The 18013-nt window shown below is 67.0% G+C and carries 16 protein-coding genes and 2 pseudogenes; 10 read left to right on the top strand and 8 right to left on the bottom strand.

Annotation, left to right across the window (positions count from 1 at the left end):
- Positions 1-318: 318 nt before the first annotated feature.
- Positions 319-732, bottom strand: coding sequence for an RICIN domain-containing protein (locus tag OG241_RS00540; protein ID WP_405812748.1), 414 nt, complete (start codon positions 730-732; stop codon positions 319-321).
- Positions 733-775: 43 nt separating this feature from the next.
- Between OG241_RS00540 and istA the strand changes: the two genes are divergently transcribed.
- The 7 genes and pseudogenes from istA to OG241_RS00505 all read left to right on the top strand — a co-directional run bounded on the left by istA (position 776) and on the right by OG241_RS00505 (position 8580).
- Positions 776-1987 (top strand): IS21 family transposase, encoded by a 1212-nt coding sequence (gene istA, locus OG241_RS00535; RefSeq protein ID WP_405812746.1) that lies wholly within the window; start codon positions 776-778, stop codon positions 1985-1987.
- Positions 1875-3062: a tyrosine-type recombinase/integrase gene (locus OG241_RS00530; RefSeq protein WP_405825977.1), complete on the top strand. Its 1188-nt coding sequence runs from the start codon at positions 1875-1877 to the stop codon at positions 3060-3062. The genes istA and OG241_RS00530 overlap by 113 nt, the downstream gene beginning before the upstream one ends.
- Positions 3059-5488 carry a tyrosine-type recombinase/integrase gene (locus OG241_RS00525; RefSeq protein ID WP_405812744.1) on the top strand — a complete coding sequence of 810 codons (2430 nt, stop codon included), beginning with the start codon at positions 3059-3061 and terminating at the stop codon, positions 5486-5488. The genes OG241_RS00530 and OG241_RS00525 overlap by 4 nt, the downstream gene beginning before the upstream one ends.
- On the top strand, positions 5485-6021 hold the full coding sequence (locus OG241_RS00520; protein ID WP_405812743.1) for a hypothetical protein: 537 nt from the start codon (positions 5485-5487) through the stop codon (positions 6019-6021). The genes OG241_RS00525 and OG241_RS00520 overlap by 4 nt, the downstream gene beginning before the upstream one ends.
- 303 nt (positions 6022-6324) lie before the next feature.
- Positions 6325-6726: a hypothetical protein gene (locus tag OG241_RS00515; RefSeq protein ID WP_405812742.1), complete on the top strand. Its 402-nt coding sequence runs from the start codon at positions 6325-6327 to the stop codon at positions 6724-6726.
- Positions 6723-6863: pseudogene (locus tag OG241_RS00510) on the top strand (AAA family ATPase); the annotation flags it as partial. The gene OG241_RS00515 and the pseudogene OG241_RS00510, both read left to right, overlap by 4 nt.
- Before the next feature lie 436 nt (positions 6864-7299).
- The gene (locus OG241_RS00505) at positions 7300-8580 is read left to right on the top strand and encodes an IS110 family transposase (protein ID WP_405825976.1); all 1281 of its coding nucleotides are present in this window, start codon (positions 7300-7302) and stop codon (positions 8578-8580) included.
- A gap of 11 nt (positions 8581-8591) precedes the next feature.
- On the opposite strand, the gene OG241_RS00500 is transcribed toward OG241_RS00505, so the two are convergent.
- The 3 genes from OG241_RS00500 to OG241_RS00490 form a co-directional block, all read right to left on the bottom strand.
- On the bottom strand, positions 8592-8747 hold the full coding sequence (locus OG241_RS00500; protein ID WP_405812741.1) for a hypothetical protein: 156 nt from the start codon (positions 8745-8747) through the stop codon (positions 8592-8594).
- A gap of 88 nt (positions 8748-8835) precedes the next feature.
- A protein-coding gene (locus OG241_RS00495; protein ID WP_405812709.1) for an IS3 family transposase occupies positions 8836-10016 on the bottom strand; the annotation gives its coding sequence in 2 pieces (ribosomal slippage) (positions 8836-9752 and positions 9752-10016; 1182 coding nt in all).
- A 64-nt stretch (positions 10017-10080) separates the two neighbouring features.
- Positions 10081-10413: a hypothetical protein gene (locus OG241_RS00490; RefSeq protein WP_405812740.1), complete on the bottom strand. Its 333-nt coding sequence runs from the start codon at positions 10411-10413 to the stop codon at positions 10081-10083.
- 9 nt (positions 10414-10422) lie between these two features.
- Here OG241_RS00490 and OG241_RS00485 point away from each other — a divergent pair, with 9 nt between their 5' ends.
- Complete coding sequence (locus OG241_RS00485) at positions 10423-11277, top strand: ATP-binding protein (RefSeq protein ID WP_405825974.1); 855 nt, start codon at positions 10423-10425, stop codon at positions 11275-11277.
- 167 nt (positions 11278-11444) lie between these two features.
- On the opposite strand, the gene OG241_RS00480 is transcribed toward OG241_RS00485, so the two are convergent.
- From OG241_RS00480 to OG241_RS00470, 3 genes are read right to left on the bottom strand one after another with little or no spacing between them, the layout of a single operon-like run.
- Positions 11445-12434, bottom strand: coding sequence for a tyrosine-type recombinase/integrase (locus tag OG241_RS00480; RefSeq protein WP_405812739.1), 990 nt, complete (start codon positions 12432-12434; stop codon positions 11445-11447).
- Positions 12431-13363 carry a tyrosine-type recombinase/integrase gene (locus OG241_RS00475; RefSeq protein ID WP_405812737.1) on the bottom strand — a complete coding sequence of 311 codons (933 nt, stop codon included), beginning with the start codon at positions 13361-13363 and terminating at the stop codon, positions 12431-12433. Before OG241_RS00475 ends, OG241_RS00480 begins: the two co-directional genes overlap by 4 nt.
- The gene (locus tag OG241_RS00470; protein ID WP_405812736.1) at positions 13360-14568 is read right to left on the bottom strand and encodes a site-specific integrase; all 1209 of its coding nucleotides are present in this window, start codon (positions 14566-14568) and stop codon (positions 13360-13362) included. Before OG241_RS00470 ends, OG241_RS00475 begins: the two co-directional genes overlap by 4 nt.
- 170 nt (positions 14569-14738) lie before the next feature.
- Between OG241_RS00470 and OG241_RS00465 the strand changes: the two are divergent.
- A pseudogene (locus tag OG241_RS00465) lies at positions 14739-15017 on the top strand (ATP-binding protein); the annotation flags it as partial.
- Between the two features lie 899 nt (positions 15018-15916).
- On the top strand, positions 15917-16414 hold the full coding sequence (locus OG241_RS00460; protein WP_405812735.1) for an NUDIX domain-containing protein: 498 nt from the start codon (positions 15917-15919) through the stop codon (positions 16412-16414).
- A 230-nt stretch (positions 16415-16644) separates the two neighbouring features.
- Here OG241_RS00460 and OG241_RS00455 read toward each other — a convergent pair whose 3' ends face one another.
- Positions 16645-17910, bottom strand: a complete 1266-nt coding sequence (locus OG241_RS00455) for an RICIN domain-containing protein (protein WP_405812734.1) — start codon at positions 17908-17910, stop codon at positions 16645-16647.
- Between the last annotated feature and the right edge of the window lie 103 nt (positions 17911-18013).

Genomic DNA, 18013 nt, shown 5'->3' with positions numbered 1-18013 from the left:
TCCCTCGACTCGGTACGGCCGGCTTGGTCAGGGGCGGCCTCACCGGTGCGTTCGATGGGGGACCGGAGAGGTGCCCGGGGCGGCGGGGGCGCGAAAGTGCGTGCGGGTGCGGGAACCGTTGAGTCGATTCCGGCCGCTTGTGGAGGGTGAGGGGCGTTCATGGCTTCCGGCTGCGGGTCGCAGGGATCCGGGCTGCCCTCCCCGATGTGAAGGAAGAGGATCCGCAGCTCGCAGCCGCAACCGGCCCGGGCTGCTGACCAGTGGTCAGCAGCCCGGGGGATGCTCAGCCGTCAGGCTGCGGTGCTGGTTGGGAACGGATCACGCCGGTATCAACTGCCACTGCTGGTTGGCGCCGCCGCCGGCGGTGTACTGCACGACCTTGGCGGCCTCGCTGGTGTCCCAGCCGTTGTCGTCCGCCACCAGCCCGCTGTCGTGGCTGACGATGGTGAAGTACCCCTCGCTGTTGGGCTGCAGGTACCACTGCTGGTTGGTGCCACCGGTGGATGTCCACTGCTGGAGCTGGAGCCCGACGGTCGCGGAGAAGCCGTTGACGTCGAGCACCTTGCCGGTGGGGACGTAGGTCAGTTTGTACGCAGCTCCAGGGGCTGGCTTTGTAGGTGAGTTTTGAGGCCAGTGGTGGGTGGATTTTGACTCCAGTGCTGTGGGCCGAGAGTTGATGTCGGTGAGTTTTGACTCCACTGGGGGCCTTGCGGTGGGAGTATCGGGGTGCATCAGCTAGCCCTGGGTGGCTCAAGTGCCCCTTTCGAAGGTCGAGTTGTACGCGGCGATCCGCCATGACGCTCGGGTCGAAGGGCTGTCCAGCAGGGCTTTGTCGGCGAAGTACGGGGTGGGCCGGCGGACGGTCGCGATGGCGTTGGAGTCGGTGTGGCCGGCGCCGCGCAAGCAGCTTCCGCCCCGGATCTCGCGCCTGGATGCGTTCAAGGCGACGATCGACCAGATCCTGCGGGATGACCTTGACGCGCCGCGCAAGCAGCGGCACACCGTCAAGCGGGTCTTCGACCGGCTGATCGACGAGCACGACGCCCAGGGCGTGACGTATTCGATGGTCCGCGCCTACATCGCCGTGCGGCGTCCGGAGATCCGGGTGGAGGAGGGCCGGGGGCCGCCGCAGGCGTTCGTGCCGCAGACCCACCGCCCCGGTGACGAGGCGGAGGTCGACTTCGGGGACGTGTGGATCCACCTGGACGGCGTGCCTACCAAGGTGTTCCTGTTCTCGCTGCGCCTTTCGTTCAGTGGGAAGGCCGTGCACAAGATCTTCGCTTCGTGCGGGCAAGAAGCGTTCCTGGAAGGCCACGTCCACGCGCTTCAAGTGCTGGGCGGCGTGCCGCGCGGCAAGGTCCGCTACGACAACTTGCGCGCCGCGGTCAGCCAGGTGCTGGGCCGCACCCGGGGACGGGTGGAAAGCGACCGCTGGACGGCCTTCCGGTCCCACTTCTCGATCAACAGTTTCTACTGCAATCCCGGCATCGAGGGCGCTCACGAGAAGGGCGGCGTCGAGGGGCAGATCGGCTGGTTCCGCAGAAACCACCTGGTCCCCGTCCCGAAGGTCGCCTCGCTGGCGGAGCTGAACGCGATGGTGGAGCGCTGGGATGAGGAGGACGACGCCCGCCGGATCATGCAGCGGGCGCTGACCATCGGCGAGATGTTCGCCGTCGAGCGCCCACTGCTGGTGGCGCTGCCGGAGGAGGAGTTCGAGACCGGGCTGGTGTCCTCGCTGCGGGTGGACCGCTACAGCCTTCTGTTGACTGAACTACAACCAGAGATTCCGCAGTTCAGGGGACGGATTCGTGTTCCAGGGTCTACGTTTCCTGCTCGTGATCGGAGACGAGGAAGAGCACCGAGATCTGGCTGCGTTGGTCGTTCCTGGGGTCGGGTCGTTGCTGGCGACCGGAAGCCGATGGGAGCCGTATCGTCTGCTCGACCCGAGCGGCGCTGGTGTCCAGGCGGTGACGGACTACTTCCGTGACCTGCAGGCAGCTGGCCGCACCGAGTCGACGGTGCGCTCCTACGGGATGGACCTGCTGCGTTGGTTCCGCTTCCTGTGGGCGATCGAGGTGTCGTGGGACCGCGCCTCGCGACTCGAAGCGAGGGACTTCTGCCGGTGGCTGTTGATCAACGGACAGCCCGATCGTCCGCACTGGCGCTCCGGGCTGCCATCGGAGCCGTCGCCAGGCACAGCAAAGCCGTATGCGGCCTCGGTGCGGGCGCACAACGAGACAGTGCTGCGCTGCTTCTACGCCTTTCACCTGGACACGGCCACCGGGCCCATTCTGTCCAACCCGTTCCCGCTGGACCGCTCGCGCCGCAGCGGCCGAGTGAACGCGCACCACAATCCGATGGAGCCGTACCGCAAGGAGCGGACAGGTCTCTACCGGCCCCGGGTCCCGAAGCGTATTCCGCGCAGTATCCCGGACGAGGAGTTCAACGGGATCTTCGCCAAGCTCCCCTCGCACCGGGACCGGGCGTTGGTCGCGTTCTACGTGTCCACTGGGGCGCGGGCCTCGGAACTGTTGTCGACGCTGCAAGGCGGGGTCGAACCCGGGCGGCAGCTGATCTCGGTGGTCCGCAAGGGCACGGGTGCAGTTCAGGAACTCCCGGCGTCCACCGACGCGTTCGTCTGGTTGCGGCTCTACCAGGTCCAGATGGGCGACCTCATCCCGAAGGGCCGCCGTCTGCCGCTGTGGTGGACGCTTCGACGCCCGGTCCGCCCGCTGACCTATCATGCGGTACACCGCATGTTCGAGCGGGTGAATCAGCTGGTGGGAACCTCGGCGACGCTCCACGCTCTTCGCCATACCGCGGCATTCCGGATGGCAGAGGACCCGGCGCTTCCGCTGACGGACGTTCAGCTCGTCCTGGGGCATGCTCAGCTCACCACGACCCAGCTTTACCTGACGCCCCGCAAGGAAGACGTGATCCGTCGGGTCCTGGCCCACCACGCCGAGCAGAGTCGGCAGGCGGCCGAGCGGAAGGCGCCCGCTCCGGCGCCGGGCTATCGGCCGGAGACGATGGACGTGCTGTTCGGCAAGGGGATCGCGTGATCGCCGCCGAACGCCTCGCTGCTGCACCGGTGGTCTCCCGGCCCCATCTGTCGGCCGAACAGCAGGCCGAGAAGTTCCCGCCGCGTCCCGTTCCAGCGCACTGGTCTGCCGCCGGGATGGACCGCGACGGAGTACTGCGGATGTGGGGCGAGGCGACGCCGCGGCAGGAGGATTCTCGCAACCACGACTTCCGTCGGCGCGGCCTGATGCTGGACTGGTTGCAGGAACAACCGGGCCGGACCTGGCACCAGCGCTGGCACGCCAGCGGCGCCGATGCGGCTGGTGAGCGGTGGGCCGACGGCCCGGCGAGCTGGCTGGAGCGGCACGACAAGTTCTCGCGGACCCGGCTGGAGACCATGACCAGCTCGCTGGTCGTCATGGTCGGTGCCGACGTCATCCGGCCCTCGCTGGGCTGGTTGCTCACCGGGGGCAGGAAGCGCAAACTCGCCCGGAACATGATCCGCTCCCGCGACGCCGACGGCTTCGCCCGGCTGGACAGTTTCTGCCAGGCCGATCCCGGGATCAGCGACATGGCCCGCCGCGCCGCCTTGTTCCGCACCGCGGTCATCATCGCCGCCAAGGGCGGGACGGTGGCCGACATCGTGGTCGGGGACCTGCTGGACGTTCTGGCAGTCGAGGCCCAGTTGCGTGGAAGCCGGCGCTCCGGCTCGGCGACGTTCCGGGCGCTGCGCGAGACCGGCGTCTTCGGCGCCGGCGTCCCTACGCTGCGGGAGATCCGAAGCATCGGCCAGCGTCCAGTCGAGGAGCTCGTCGACCGCTATCCGATCGCCTGCCGTCCGATCCGCGATCTGCTGGTGGAGTACCTCAAGGAACGACAGCCCGCCCTGGACTACGGCACGCTACGCGGGCACACCTACCAGCTGGCCAAGTGCTTCTGGCAGGACCTGGAACTGCACCCTCCCGGCATCGCCTCGCTGCGTCTCGCCACCGACGTCGCCGCCACCTGGAAGCAGCGCCTGCGCACACGGCGGACCACGACCACCACCGGCAGCGGCGACAGGGTCGAGGTCGCCGTCGAACGGCTCGGCTACCAGGACACCCTGGCCTGCGTCCGAGCGTTCTACCTCGATCTGGCCCAGTGGGCCCTTGAGGACCCCGGCCGCTGGGGACAGTGGGTCGCGCCCTGCCCCGTCAACCAGCAGGACCTGAGCCGACGCAAGACCACCCGGCGGCGCAAAGCCCGGATGGACGCCCGCACCCGCGAACGGCTCCCCGTGCTGCCGATCCTCGTCCGCTCCGCCGACCAGCAACGCCGGGATTCAGCAGCCCTGCTCGCCGCCGGACGACAGGCCCGCCCCGGGCAACAGTTCAGCGCCGCCGGTCAGACCCTGATTCGGATCCACCGCCCGCACGCGAACCCGGACAACGTCTGGTCCGAGGACCTGGCCACCGGACAGCGGCGACTGCTCAACCGCGAGGAAGACAACGCCTTCTGGGCCTGGGCCATCATCGAGGTCCTGCGGCACACCGGCGTCCGCGCCGAGGAGATGCTGGAACTGAGCCACCACAGCCTGGTCCAATACCGGCTCCCGACCACCGGAGAGATCGTCCCCCTGCTGCAGATCGCCCCGTCCAAGACAGACGCCGAACGGCTGCTGGTGGTCAGCCCCGAACTGGCCGACGTGCTCAGCGCGATCATCTGCCGGATCCGCGACGTTGGCGGCGCTGTCCCATTGGTCCGCGCCCGGGACTACCACGAACACGTCTGGATGCCGCCGGCCCCGCTGCTGTTCCAGCGCTGCGTCGCCGCCGAACCGCAGCGCATCGCCCGCGAGCGTGTCAGCGCATTGCTGGATGATGCCCTGTCGCGCACCGGCCTGGTCGACCAGGCCGACGGCACCCCACTGCACTACACCCCACACGACTTCCGCCGAATCTTCATCACCGACGCCATCCTCAACGGCCTGCCCCCGCACATCGCCCAGGTGATCGCCGGGCACCAGGACATAGCGGTGACGATCGGATACAAGGCGGTCTATCCGGAGGAGACCATCAGAGCCCATTTGGCCTTCCTCGCCCGCCGCAGATCCTTGCGTCCCAGCGAGGAATACCGCACCCCCACCGACTCCGAGTGGCAGGAGTTCCTCGGCCACTTCGAGCGGCGCAAGGTCGCCACCGGGCTCTGCGGCCGTGCTTTCTCGACCCCTTGTATTCATGAGCACGCTTGTCTGCGATGTTCGATGCACTGGCCAGACCCTGACCAGCGCTTTCGCATCACGGAGATCCGCGACAACCTCATCGCGCGCATCTCCGAAGCCGAACGCGAAGGCTGGCTCGGCGAGGTCGAGGGCCTGCAGGCCAGCCTGGCCGGGGCCAATGACAAGATCGCGCAGATCGACCGGAGTTCCCTTGCCGGCGCCACCGTCGACCTCGGCTTTCCTGCCGTCCGAAACGAGGAACGTTGAGCAACGACACCGATCGCGACAAACCGATCCGAGACATCAGCACCTGGACAGTCGACCGCCTCGAAGCTTTCACCGCCACACAACAGAGCCATGAGCTGGAGCGAATCAGAGTCGTCGCCCAATCCCACGCCTACCGATCCGACGAGGCACGGCACGTCCGACTGCGCTGGGCCAAGCTGTCCTTGAACGCCAATGCACGTCTGCCCGGCGACACCCCGTGGAGTCACGACCGCAAGACCCGCCAGAACTTCGCGCTACGCACCTGGATCATCGATCACCTTGGCCCGGACACCGATTCAGACTGGGATCCCGAAGTCCTCGCCGCGGACACGCTCGCAGCGCTCGTCCTTGACCCTAGCGAGGTCACAGCGCTGTCCACGAACTGGAGCGACCTCCCGATCGAGCGGATCGGCGAACTTCGCCGCTACAAGAGCAAGACGGCTCACCTGGACCGGCTGTTGGACTTCCTGCCGCCGGGACCTGACAAGGACCAGCTCATCACATGGACTGAAGTACGCGAGCACCTGCCCTGAGTCATGGCCCCGATGAGGATCGCGGCATCCGACTACGAAGTTCAGAGAACAGGTCAGCGTGCGCACCAACCACTACTCGGTGCCGGTGCGGTTGATCGGCCGGATGGTGCGAGTCGTGCTGCACGCCTCCGAGCTGGTGGTCTACGACGCGCACAAGGAAGTCGCCCGCCACGAGCGGCTGATCGCCAAGGGCGGCTCCCGCCTGGAGCTGGACCACTACCTGGAGGCACTGGTCCGCAAACCGGGGGCGCTGCCCGGGGCGACCGCGCTGGATCAGGCCCGGTCGGGGGCAAGTTCACCCCGGTGCACGACGCCTGGTGGCAAGCGGCCTGCACCGCCCACGGCGACGCGGAGGGCACCCGGGCGCTCATCTCCGTCCTGCTGCTGCACCGGCACATGGTCCACGAGCACGTGGTCGCCGGGATCGCGACCGCGCTGCGGGCCGGCGCGCTGACCGCCGACGCGGTCGCCCTGGAGGCCCGCAAGTGGGGCGAGGCCGACCAGGGCGCCGAACAGCGGGCCGACCAGGACACCCCGCGCCGCCGGGTGGACGGCGGGGCGACGGTGACCTCGCTGACCGAGCGGCGCCTGGCCGCGCTGCCGCCCGACCCCAGGCCGCTGCCGTCGGTGGCCGCCTACGACCAGCTGCTGCGATTCCGCCGGCGTCCCGCCGACGGCCAGGCATACCAGGAAGAGGCACCGTGACCGCCAAGCGCAACCGCGGACTGACCGAACAGGCCGCCGACACCGCCGTGGACCAGGCATGCCGGATGCTCCGGCTGCCCACCATCCGCACCCAGTACCCCGAACTCGCCGACGCCGCGGTCCGCGATCAGATGACCTAATTCGTAGTTAGAGCGGTCGAGTTGGACGCTCAAGCGGTGATGGCCGCGCGGGTGCCAGGTGGATGCATGCGGTTCGGCCTGGCCTTTGAGGCCTACGGACAGACTGGGCACGTCTTGGCGCCCGTGGGCCATCACCCCGACCTGCATGTTGGTGCTCGTCGGCGCTGGACGTACGCCTGCAGATGACTGGGCTGAGAAGGCCTGGCGGTAGATCGGCGCCGTTCAGCGCTGTCGGGCATCAACACCAGGCCTTGCTCGTTCGTTGGTGTTGGTGGGACGAGCCCACCTCATGGTGACCTCTTGATAGGCCTGAGCCGTCTGAGCTCCTGCATAGACCGAGGCCCGTGGGGCGAGCTGGTGCCACGAACAGCTACTGAGGTGGCGGACCGGCTGTAGAGGCTGAGTCCTGGGATTAGGTCGCTGCGTGGCCCGCATGAGCTCGTGGATAGGACAGAGCTACGGCGGAAGGAAAGCCTTGATCTACTGCGGGATTGATTGGGCCGAACGTACCCATGACGTTGCCTTGGTCGACGACAGCGGCCAACTCGTCGCCAAACGGCACATCACCGACGATGCCGCCGGCTATCGGGTGCTCCTGGATCTGCTGGCTGAGTACGGCGACACCGAGGAGAACCCGATCCCAGTTGCGATCGAAACCTCCCGTGGCCTGCTGGTCGCGGTGCTGCGGACGGGCAAGCGCAAGATATTCGCGATCAATCCGATGGCCGCAGCCCGCTATCGCGACCGGCATGCCGTCTCCCGCAAGAAGTCCGACCCCGGTGACGCCTTGGTCCTGGCGAACATCCTGCGCACCGACATGCATGCCCACCGGCCACTGCCGCAGGACAGTGAGCTGGCCCGTGCCGTCACGGTTCTCGCTCGCGCCCAGCAGGATGCTGTCTGGAACCGCCAGCAGATAGCCAACCAACTCCGCTCCCTGCTGAGGGAGTACTACCCCGCGGCTTTGATGGCCGTTGAGTCGTGGAAGAAGGGCCTGTGCCGGCCCGAGGCCCGCGAACTTCTCCGCCTCGCCCCCACTGCGACGCGAGCCGCAGAGCTGACCCGCGCACAGCTTCAGGCCGCCCTCAAGCGAGCCGGCCGCCAACGCGGCATCGCCGCGGAGGCTGACCGGCTCCGTGACATCCTCCGAGCCGACTGGGCTCACCAACCTCAGCTGGTTGAAGATGCACTCGGCAGGCAGATGCTCGCCCTCCTGCTTCAGCTGGAAGCCGCCTCCAAGGCCGCCGACGACCTCGAAGAGGCGGTGGATGAAGCGTTCCCTGAGCACCCGGATGCTGAGATCATCCTCAGCTTTCCCGGCCTCGGCATCCAGCTCGGCGCCCGGGTGCTCGCCGAGATCGGAGACGACCGCCAGCGCTTCGCAGACGCCCGCGGACTGAAGGCATACGCCGGCGCCTCACCCATCACTCGCGCCTCAGGCAAAAAGTCGAGCGTCACCCGGCGGTGGGTGAAAAACGACCGACTGAACCACGTCGGCTATCTCTGGGCCTTCTCCGCACCCAACGCCTCGCCTGGAGCCAAGATGCACTACCGCCGGCGTCGCGACGATCACGGAGACTGGCACGCATCCGCCCAGCGCAACCTCTTCAATCGCCTGCTCGGACAGCTCTACCACTGTCTCCAGCACGGCCGCCGCTTCGACGAAGCCGTGGCTTTTCCTGCCCCAGTCTCTGCGGTCGCGCGGGTGGCCTGAGCGCGGGGATCTCACAGAAGTCCGGCGGCCTGCCGAAGCTTCGCCCGGCTGTCCGGGTTGATCAGGCCTTCCGGCAGCATCGCCACCACAGTCGCGTGTTGCTCGAACACGGCCCTGCACTGCTCGCGCTCGGGGTGATCGTTGTCGTTGCCGAACCACAGCGCCATGGCCTCGTTGCCGGAATCGATCGGCTCGGAGTAGTCGGCGACAGTTGAGGGGTCTCGCGGTTTCCGGACAGGCTTCTGACCGTCTATTTCATGCGGCGATTCGCAACTTCTCGTACTCGGCGTGGACTTCGCGCGGAGGGCGGTAACCCACCGCCGAGTGGAGGCGCTTGCGATTGTACCAGAATTCGATGTAGCGAGTGATGTCCTGCCGGGCGGCCTCGCGGGTCAGGTAAGTCACCCTTGATACGCGCTCATTCTTCAGGGCGCCGAAAAATGATTCGGCCATGGCGTTGTCGAAACAGATTCCGGTGCGGCCAGATGATCTGCGGAGCCCGAACCGGTCGAGCGTCCTCCCGAACTCGGATGACATGTAGTTGCTGCCCCGGTCGGAGTGAAATATCGCGCCGGCCGAGAGCTTCCTGTTCCGTGCCGCGTTGCGGATCGCCCTGGATATCAACGGAGTTTGGTAGTGGTCGTCCATTGCGTAGCCGATCACTTCCTTCGTGCAACAGTCGATGACTGTCGCGAGGTACAGCCAGCCTTCCCCGGTCGCGATATAGGTAATGTCGCCGACGAGCTTTTCACCAGGCGCAGCCGCGGTGAAGTCGCGGCCGACGAGGTCTGGCACCAAGCCAGCCGCAGTCTGAGTGAGGTTGAACCTCTTCGGGCGTGGCTGGCAAGGCACCAGGTCCAGTTCACGCATGAGGCGGCGGACCAGCTCCACGCCCGCGGCGACGCCCCAGCGGTCCAGCTGGGCCTGGACGCGCCGGTGCCCGTAGGTGCTGTCGGACATGTCGAAGACCTTCTCGATGAGCAGTTTCAATTCTTCGCGCCGCTGGACTGTCGCGGATTCCGGGCGGGATCTCCAGTCGTAGTAGCCGGATCTGGATACGCCGAGCCGACCGCACATGAACTCGACGCTGTATGCGTACTCCTCGGTGTCGAGCCGCATCTCGTCGATGAACTCGTACTTGCCTGCTACCGGGGATCCTTCGCGAAGTACGCTGCGGCTTTTTTCAGGAAAGAATTTTCCATCTCCAGCTCACGGTTACGTCGTTCGAGTTCCCTCAGGCGTGCCCGCTCGTTCACCGTCAGTTCCGCGTCGGGAGCCGGTTCCTGCTGCTTCTGATGCTTCTTCACCCAGCCGCGTAGCGTCTCCGAGTTCAGCTCAAGCTCCCGGGCGACTTCGGAGATCGTCTTGCTCGACCTCAACGCGATCTGGACGGCTTCCTCACGGAACTCCGGCGAGTACTTACTGGGTGGCGCCACTTCTTCCTCGTTTCCTTGTCCAGGACAACCCTATTGGGTGCCTGTCCGGAAACTTCGGGGCCCCTCAAGTGACCAGACGGTCCAGTAGTCCGGACCGCTCAGGAACCTGCGGGTCGCCTGCGAGACGAAGCAGGAACGGCAGGACCACCGGCATGGCCGGATTCATCTCGGCGATGCTGAACATGGTGTTGGTGAGCACACGCTGGGCCTCGGCCGCGGCAGCCTGATCGAGCAGGCCGTACAGCAGGACTGGGATCGCGGCAGGGCACCCGGAAAACTCCGACCAGCGGACCTCCTCACACCCGTGGAGGGCAGGATGCCCACGGCCGGCATCAGCTGCCTGCGGATACTCGTGGAGAAACCGAGCGATCGCCGCCTCCTTGGCGGCCACATCCATCCTGCACACCTGTCTGTCCCCCGTCCCGCCGCCATAAGCCCCGAGCTCTGCGTCAACCGCACTCTTGCCCGACCGGCGATCCGCACGCAAGCCAAGACAGCGAGCCAACAGTGTTCGATTCCCCAGGCGCACACAGCTGCTCGGCTTGACGAGTTAAGCGCCTTAGGTGTCTACCGCGGGTTCCTGGCCGAACTGCTGCTGTCCGAATGCGACGACCGGGCACGCCGCCGCTCGGAACGCCGGATCAAGGCGGCCGGTTTCCCACGCGAGAAATCGCTCCGGCAGTTCGACTTCGACGCCAACCCGGTCATCGACGCGGCCGCCATCCACACCCTCGCCAAGTGCGACTGGGTCAAGAAGGGCCTGCCGCTGTGCCTGATCGGCGACAGCGGAACCGGCAAGTCACACCTGCTCATCGCGCTGGGCACCGAGGCGGCGATGCACGAGTACCGGGTGAAGTACGTGCTGGCCACCAAGCTCGTCAACGAGCTCGTCGAGGCCGCCGACGAGAAGCTGCTGGCCAAGACCATCGCCCGCTACGGCCGCGTCGATCTTTTGTGCATTGATCTATGCCGAGACCGCGACTATGCCGACAATCCGCTGGCGACGGTTGCATCCTCGCCTGTCTGGTCTGCGTTTGAGACGTCGAGATGGAAGGGTGATCCGTTGGCGAGTGGCGTCCATCCCTGCGCGAGGGCGGTCCGGATGGCCTGGGCGACATCAGCGGGAACGACCGGCCTGGTCGTCAGACCGAACCAGTTCTCGGGGTGGTGCGAGCCGGTCTCGACGACGAGAACGGTTCCCGGGACGGTGGCGTCCTCGACCGCGAACGTCAGCGGACCCCAGCCGTTTGACTGGCAGTAGGTCGGCTTGTGGCGGACGCGCCAGCGGTAGGTGACGCCGTCCACGACGATGCGCCGGGAACCCTTCTTGACCAGCGCCACCGTCTGCTCCTTCGACTGCCCGTATGTCGCTCCGACACTCCCAGCCCGGCCTCGGGGAAGCAAACCATTTGAGTTTCCTCGGCATAGTCACAAGCGGTCGAGGAAGGCCAAGACTTTGTCGGTGGGCCGGTAGCGGCCCGGCCGGGCGGTGACGGGCGCAGTCAGCGCGAGCGCCTTCTCCTTGATGGTCATGTCGGCGTGGACGTAGGCGTCGGTGGAGCGGACGCCGGCATGGCCGAGCCAGAGCGCGATCACCGTGGTGTCCACTCCGGCCTGCAACAACGACATCGCGCAACTGTGCCGCAGGACGTGCGGGTGGATGCTCTTGTCCAGCAGAGGCGGGCAGGTTCGCGCCGCGGTCTTGGCGTGGGTGCTCAAGCGTTGCGCGACGGCGTCGCGACTGAGGCGCCGGCCGGTGCGGGTGCAGAACAGGGGGTCGCCACTGCGGCCGGCGCGTTCGTTGAGCCAGGAGCCCAGCAGGTTCTGGACGGGACGGTCGAGCGGGACGCTGCGCTCCTTTCGTCCCTTCCCCTCGCAGCGGACGGCGGCGCCGTCGCCCAGAGTGATGTCGCCGCAGTTCAAGCTGGTGAGCTCGGAGACGCGCAGGCCGGTCTGGACAGCCAGTGCCAGCATGGCTTTGTCCCGTCGTCCTTCCCATCGTTTCGGATCCGGCGCGGTCAGCAGCGCGTCGACCTCTGGGCTGGTCAGGAACGTGACGGTCCTCTTGTCGTACCGCTTCGGCGGGATGTCCAGGACCCGCTGGATGAGCAGAGCGTGTTCGGGATGTTGGAGGGCAGCGTAGGAGAACAGGGAGCGGATCGCGGTCAGGCGGACGTTGCGCGTTCTCGTGCTGTTGCCGCGCTCGTCCTCCAGGTGATTCAGGAACGTGGAGATCACGTCCGCGTTCAGGTCGTTCCAGTCCAGCTTCGCCGGAGCAATTCCGGTCCGCTGCTGGACGAAGCCGAGCAGGAGGCGGAGTGCGTCGCGGTAGGCGGCGATGGTACGCGGGCTGGCCTGGCGCTGGCGGGCAAGCCGGTCGATGAAGAATGCCTGCAAGGTGGGTGCGATCAGAGTCATGAGCGGGCCGCCTTCCGGACGCCGTCGCGGCGGGCGGCGGCCAGAGCGAGCAGTTCCGGTGCCGCCGACAAGTACAAGTAGGTGCAGGCCGGTTCGCGGTGTCCCATATAGGTCGATAGTGACGGGATCCGTGCCTGAATGTTGTCCTCGGTGCGATACCAGTGCAGCAGGGTTCGAACGGCGAAGGTGTGTCGCAGCTCGTGCAGTCGCGGTCTGTGCGGGGCGTCGCGGCCGACGCCGACGGCGTCGACCAGGGCCCGAAAGACCGGATGAACGCAGGCGTAGATGAGCCGCTTGGCAGTGAGGGAGATGAAGAACGCGGGGTCCTTGGGCCTGGGCATCAGATCCTTGCGAAGCCTGTCGTACTCGCGCAGCGCGTTCGTGGCGCTGTCCTGCAGCGGGACCAGCCGGGACTTGCCGAACTTGGACTCGCGGATGTGCAGCACGCCCTGGGTCCAGTCAATGTCGTCGCGGTCCAGCTTGATGGCCTCGCCGATGCGCAGGCCGGACGCGGCCAGCAGCCCGATCAGCGTGTGATAAGTCGCCGCCCGCAATGGCTGAGGGATGGTGTCTTCGGTCGCGGCCATGATCGCTGCGATGTCGGCGTCGGAGTAGAGGAAGATCTGACCCCGGCGCCGGTTGTAGGGCACCAGCCCCAGTGGAGGCACCTCGGTCGCCGGGTCGGTTCCGCTCAGATAGCGGGCGAACCCGCGGACCGCGGTGATCCGTCGAGGGCTGACCGTCGTGACCACCTCGGGCTCGCGGGTCTTCATCCAGTCCAGCGCGGCGGCCACGGTCACGGTCTGTTCGCCGCGGTTGTCCATGAAGCTCACGAAGTCCGGCAGCAGATACGCCGCTTCGGCCATCTGGTGCCCCAGCGAACGGCGAAGCCGCAGGTAGTCAGCAAGCGCCTGGTGGAGATCGGTCATGCCGCCTCCGTCCCGGGCCAGGGCTGTGCGACCGCGCGCAGCGCGATGAAGTCGACCTTCGCGTAGAGCGCGGTCGTGGCCAGGTCCTGATGCCGGAGAACCTGGCCGATCGCGGTGAGACCGGCGCCGTTGCGGAGCATGTCGGCGGCCAGGGCATGGCGCAGCCGGTGCGGCCCGACCTTGGGCGAACCGGCCCGCAGACAGGCTCGTTCCACGACGTCGCCGACCAGGTCCGCCCGGATCGGACCATGCGGAGCCCTGCAGGTCAGGAACACGTGACGGGCATCCAGGCGGGGCCTTGCACTGGACAAGTACGCGACCAAGGCTTCGCCGACGTCGGCCGGAAGGGGGAGCCGGTCCTCACGGCGTCCCTTGCCGCGGACAACGATCTCGCCGCAACGCCAGTCCACGTCGTTCAGCAATAGCCGGGCTACCTCGATCGAGCGCAGCCCGAGCCTGGCGACCAGCATCAGGATCGCGTAGTCGCGGACGCCCACCGTTCCCTGGCGCGGAGTGTGGTCCAACAACCGCTGAACATCGCCGGTCGCCATCGTCGGCGGCACGGAGGCGAAGCGCCAGCCGCCCACCGGAGGCACCGCGCCGCCGAGCTTCATCGGGATGACGCCGTGCAGGTGCAGGAACCGCATCAGGGATCGCAGTTCGGCCACCCGTCCCTTCGCCGAGCCCGCCGAGACCCTGGAACACTCCCGCAGCAGGAACGCGTTCAGGTCCGCCCCGGTCAGACCGTACGGCGCGAACTCCCCGTCGGCCATCGCTTGTTCGGTCAGGAAGCGCCGGGCGGTGTTCCCGTAGCGCAGCATCGTCGACGCCGACAGGCCACGCTCGGATTCCATCCACCACCTGTACCGCTCCAGCAGATCCTCCGCCGGCGACGGTGTCACCCGCGGCACTGGCACCACTCCGGCCTCACGCAAGAACGTCAGCAGCGGGACCATGCCGCGCGGCCCAGCCACCCGGCAACGACCCGACTTCCGCAGGTCGGAAAGGTGTTGCTTCAGCCGCCCCTCGTCCAGATCAGCAGCATCGAGGACCTGCTCCGAAAGCCACAGTCCCACCTGCCCCAGATCCTTGAGCATGTTCCTGGAGGTCTGGGCCGTGTACCCGCGTTCCGCCAACCATGCCCGGTAGCCCTCGACCTGTGCGGTCAGGACACCCGCCTTCCGACGCGTACTTCCGAACGGCATCGCCACCCCCTCGCGGGAGCACCCTGCCCCCTCGCTCACGGAGGCTGCCCGGCACGGAAACTATGCAGAGCCATGCACAGCCGAAACCCCACGAAGGAGCGGAACAACGCACACGGCTCCGGCATAGTCGCGGTCTCGGCATAGGTCAATCTATGCGGATATCCGCATAGATTGACGAACTCGGCTATATGGAGCTTGACCGTCGCGGGGCGGAGCTGCTGTTCCAGGTTTTGACGGAGCGTGAGGAAAAGAATTCTGTGGCGATCGCCTCCAACGAATCCTTCGGAGGCTGGACCAAAACCTTCACGGATCCAAGGCTCTGCGCGGCAATCGTGGACCGGTTGACGTTCGGCGGCAACATCATCGAGACCGGCACCGACTCCTACCGCTTGGCCGTCACCCGCGCCCGCGCCGAACAGAAGGCCGCCGCCGCGGTCGCCACAGGCTGACGAAGACGGCACCGTCCTACAAGGTCGAGCGCGTCGGGTCCTTCTGGCCGGAGAGCCGTTGAAGGCATCGGGAAGCCACGCGTCCCACCGCTGGGGTCGTAGTCGTAGGCAGCCAGTGCGCGCATGGTCGGCTGGCCGGTGGGGTCGTCGTGCCAGATGGCGGCGGCGAGTGCGACGATTCACTGCAGGATGCGTGATTGATTCCGCGCGAGCGTTACTTCTTGCTGCTCGCCCGAACGAGGAAGAACGGTGGCAGCCCGGCCCGTTGCGGTTGTTCAGCCGCGACCTGGGCGCTGGGAGTTGGCTCTGCGGTTGCTTCGATCAAGAAGCCGTGTCCGACCAGGGTAGTGAGGTAGGTGGACAGCATTCGGTGCTGGTTGCCCGCCCGGCGTACGCCTTGAGGGTTGTCCGAACGCCAGAATCCCTCGACGTGGTAGTCGCCTACTACACGGCGGGGACGTCCTTGTGCGCCAGCCGTCCAGGTCGCATGCGGTGCTTCGAAACAGGGGTGCGGGACGGTGAAGACCAGGCGCCCACCTGGTACCAGGACACGTCGTACGGCCGTGAGGGCGGCGGAAAGATCCGGCACGTTGTTCAAGGACTGTCGACGCTCACGCAATTCCCCACTTCCGATGGTCTGAGCGTCACGTAATTCCCCACTCTCGCGGTCACGATTCCCCGTGGGGACGGCGAACGTGAGCGGTGCTGGTGTCGTTCTCGGCCTTGTGCTGTCGTGGCCGGGGCGTACAGCAGCACCGCGGACGGCCGGGGGGAAGCTACCCGCAATGCCTTCCGGCGCGGGCGTGCAAGCCCCCGACCGGATAGTTCATGCCAGGTCGATCACCCTGCGGTGGTCCACCGGAGCGTCCGCCCACGACGACGCCCGATATCGTTCCCGGATGTCCCCGGTGAACCTGCGCCACGCAGTCCGCGCGATCATCCTCGACCAAGACGACCGCGTCCTGTTGTCTCGGTTCGCCATCCCGAAGCCAGAGGGGACGATCGTCGTCTGGGCAGCCCCCGGCGGAGGCGTCGAAACCGGCGAAACTCTTCTTACGGCCCTGCGCCGGGATCTGCACGAGGAGGTGGGCCTCACCCTCGACGCTGACCCGCCCCACGTATGGCACCAAGAGGTCATCGCCCCCGGACACGCGGCCGGTTATGACGGTGTGATCAACGACTACTTCCTCATACGCACCGCATTCTTCAACCCTCGCGGCGCGCTGTCCGACGATGAACTCGCCGCCGAGAACATCACTGGGCTGAAGTGGTGGCGGCTGCAGGACATCATCGACTACCACGGCACCGGCCTGTTCTCGCCCCGCGATCTCGCCAATCCGCTGGCGACACTCATCTCCAGCGGCCTTCCCGACAGGCCAGTGTCGCTCGGCCTGTGAGCTGTGGCCACCACCCCAGCCGATCGCCTCACAGACCCCACAGCCTGGACCCGAACCAGGCCCATGCCCGGGGGAATTACGTGAACTTCTCCCTGGGGAATTGCGCGACGTTCCACAGCACGGTCAACCCTCCGCAGCAGGACCGCCAGGTGGAGTCATTTCTCACCTACAAAATCGGGTCCCCCAGGCATCGGGCGGAGTCAGAAGTGACCTACAAGTGGAGTCAACCGTCACCTACGAAGCCAAGGGGCGGAGTCGATGGTCCAGGCGCCGCCACCGGTCTGCTGGACGGCCAGCGCTCCGTCCGTAGTCGAGTTGCCGGCGATGGCGAGCGCCTTGCCGCTGTTGCGGTTGACGATGCGGTAGTTCGTGCCGACCGCGGGTTGGTTGGCGATCTCGAAGCGGTCGACGACGCCGTACTTGTCCGTCGCAGCCGCCCGCTGGGTGCCGGTGACGCGCACACGGATCGTGTGCGTGCCGGAGGTGAGCCGGGGGCTGGTCCACACCGAGACGTCGCCGGTGCGGGTGGCGGAGTACTCGTCGACCAGCGCCTCGGTTCCGCCGTCGACGGAGACGCAAACGATGCCGTGGTTGGGCCCGGTCACGCCGTGCAGGGTGACGCCAGTGCCGACGAAGCTCAGCGTCGCCGCGTCGCCCGTGGTGTTGCTGTAGGAGTTCGTGCCGGCGTACGGGCCGCTCTCGCCGGTCGAGTGACCCCAACTGCCGGTGTAGGTCACCGCGGAAGCGGCGTCGTCCACACTGGTCGCCGGGTTGCCCAGGTTGAGGTACTCGACCGAGTCGGTGAACGTGGTGTTGCCCGACTTCGTGGTCGACAGCTCCAGGTAGACGCGGCTGCCGCTGGCCGGCGTGGTGAACGAGATCGGCTGGGTGACCCGGGAGCCGAGCGGGATGGTGAGGGGTTCGCTTCCGGACGCAATGACCGTGCCGCCGGGCTGGTCGAGTCGCGCCTTCCAGTTGAGGCTGACGGAGGTACCGCTGAAATCGTCGTTGAAGACGGTGATGTTCCGGGTGACGCTCTTGTTGTAGGCGACGGTATCCACCGCACTCGGGAGCGGGAAGGTGTCGTCCGCGTCCGACTGGCCGGAGGCCGACCAGTAGGGCAGGTCGACCGCGGCGACCGGGTTGAACGCGGCCTGGATCCGCTGGATCTGCGGGTTGCTCCACGGGGCGGACAGGTTGTCCTCGCCGTAGACGGGGTGGCCGCCCTCTTCGGGGACGAAGTCGGTGCTCTTCACGCCGGGCACGAAGCCGGCCCAGCCGGACAGCAGGGTGTAGGGGCGCAGGTCGCTGGCGTCCTTGGCGCGCTTGGCGATCGTCGCGGTGGCGAACCACTCGAAGCCCTGCTTGGTGTTGGACTTGTCCCAGATGTACTCGCCCTCACCGTCGGGCCGGTCGGCCAAGGAGGTGCGTGCCTCGCCGTACTTGCCGATGCCGTCGATGTAGTGGGAGAAGACGGTGAAGTTGCCGTTCAGCATGGTGGGCCACGGGTTGGTGTTCCAGGCGGTGTCGGCGCTGATCGGCCGCTACCACGCAACCCTGTCGAGGAAGGAGTCCATGGACTGATGGCGGACCGCCTGT

It is taken from the genome of Streptomyces sp. NBC_01390 (assembly GCF_045040105.1).
Taxonomy (GTDB): Bacteria; Actinomycetota; Actinomycetes; order Streptomycetales; family Streptomycetaceae; genus Streptomyces.
This window is presented reverse-complemented; position numbering and strand designations above follow the sequence as displayed.

Excerpts from the sequence above, each read along its gene's own strand:
- OG241_RS00540 (WP_405812748.1), bottom strand. The coding sequence starts at position 732 with ATGCACCCCGATACTCCCACCGCAAGGCCCCCAGTGGAGTCAAAACTC.
- OG241_RS00490 (WP_405812740.1), bottom strand. The coding sequence starts at position 10,413 with ATGGATGTGGCCGCCAAGGAGGCGGCGATCGCTCGGTTTCTCCACGAG.
- OG241_RS00480 (WP_405812739.1), bottom strand. The coding sequence starts at position 12,434 with ATGACTCTGATCGCACCCACCTTGCAGGCATTCTTCATCGACCGGCTT.
- OG241_RS00500 (WP_405812741.1), bottom strand. The coding sequence starts at position 8,747 with ATGGCGCTGTGGTTCGGCAACGACAACGATCACCCCGAGCGCGAGCAG.
- OG241_RS00475 (WP_405812737.1), bottom strand. The coding sequence starts at position 13,363 with ATGACCGATCTCCACCAGGCGCTTGCTGACTACCTGCGGCTTCGCCGT.
- OG241_RS00505 (WP_405825976.1), top strand. The coding sequence starts at position 7,300 with ATGAGCTCGTGGATAGGACAGAGCTACGGCGGAAGGAAAGCCTTGATC.
- OG241_RS00455 (WP_405812734.1), bottom strand. The coding sequence starts at position 17,910 with ATGCTGAACGGCAACTTCACCGTCTTCTCCCACTACATCGACGGCATC.
- OG241_RS00460 (WP_405812735.1), top strand. The coding sequence starts at position 15,917 with ATGTCCCCGGTGAACCTGCGCCACGCAGTCCGCGCGATCATCCTCGAC.
- OG241_RS00470 (WP_405812736.1), bottom strand. The coding sequence starts at position 14,568 with ATGCCGTTCGGAAGTACGCGTCGGAAGGCGGGTGTCCTGACCGCACAG.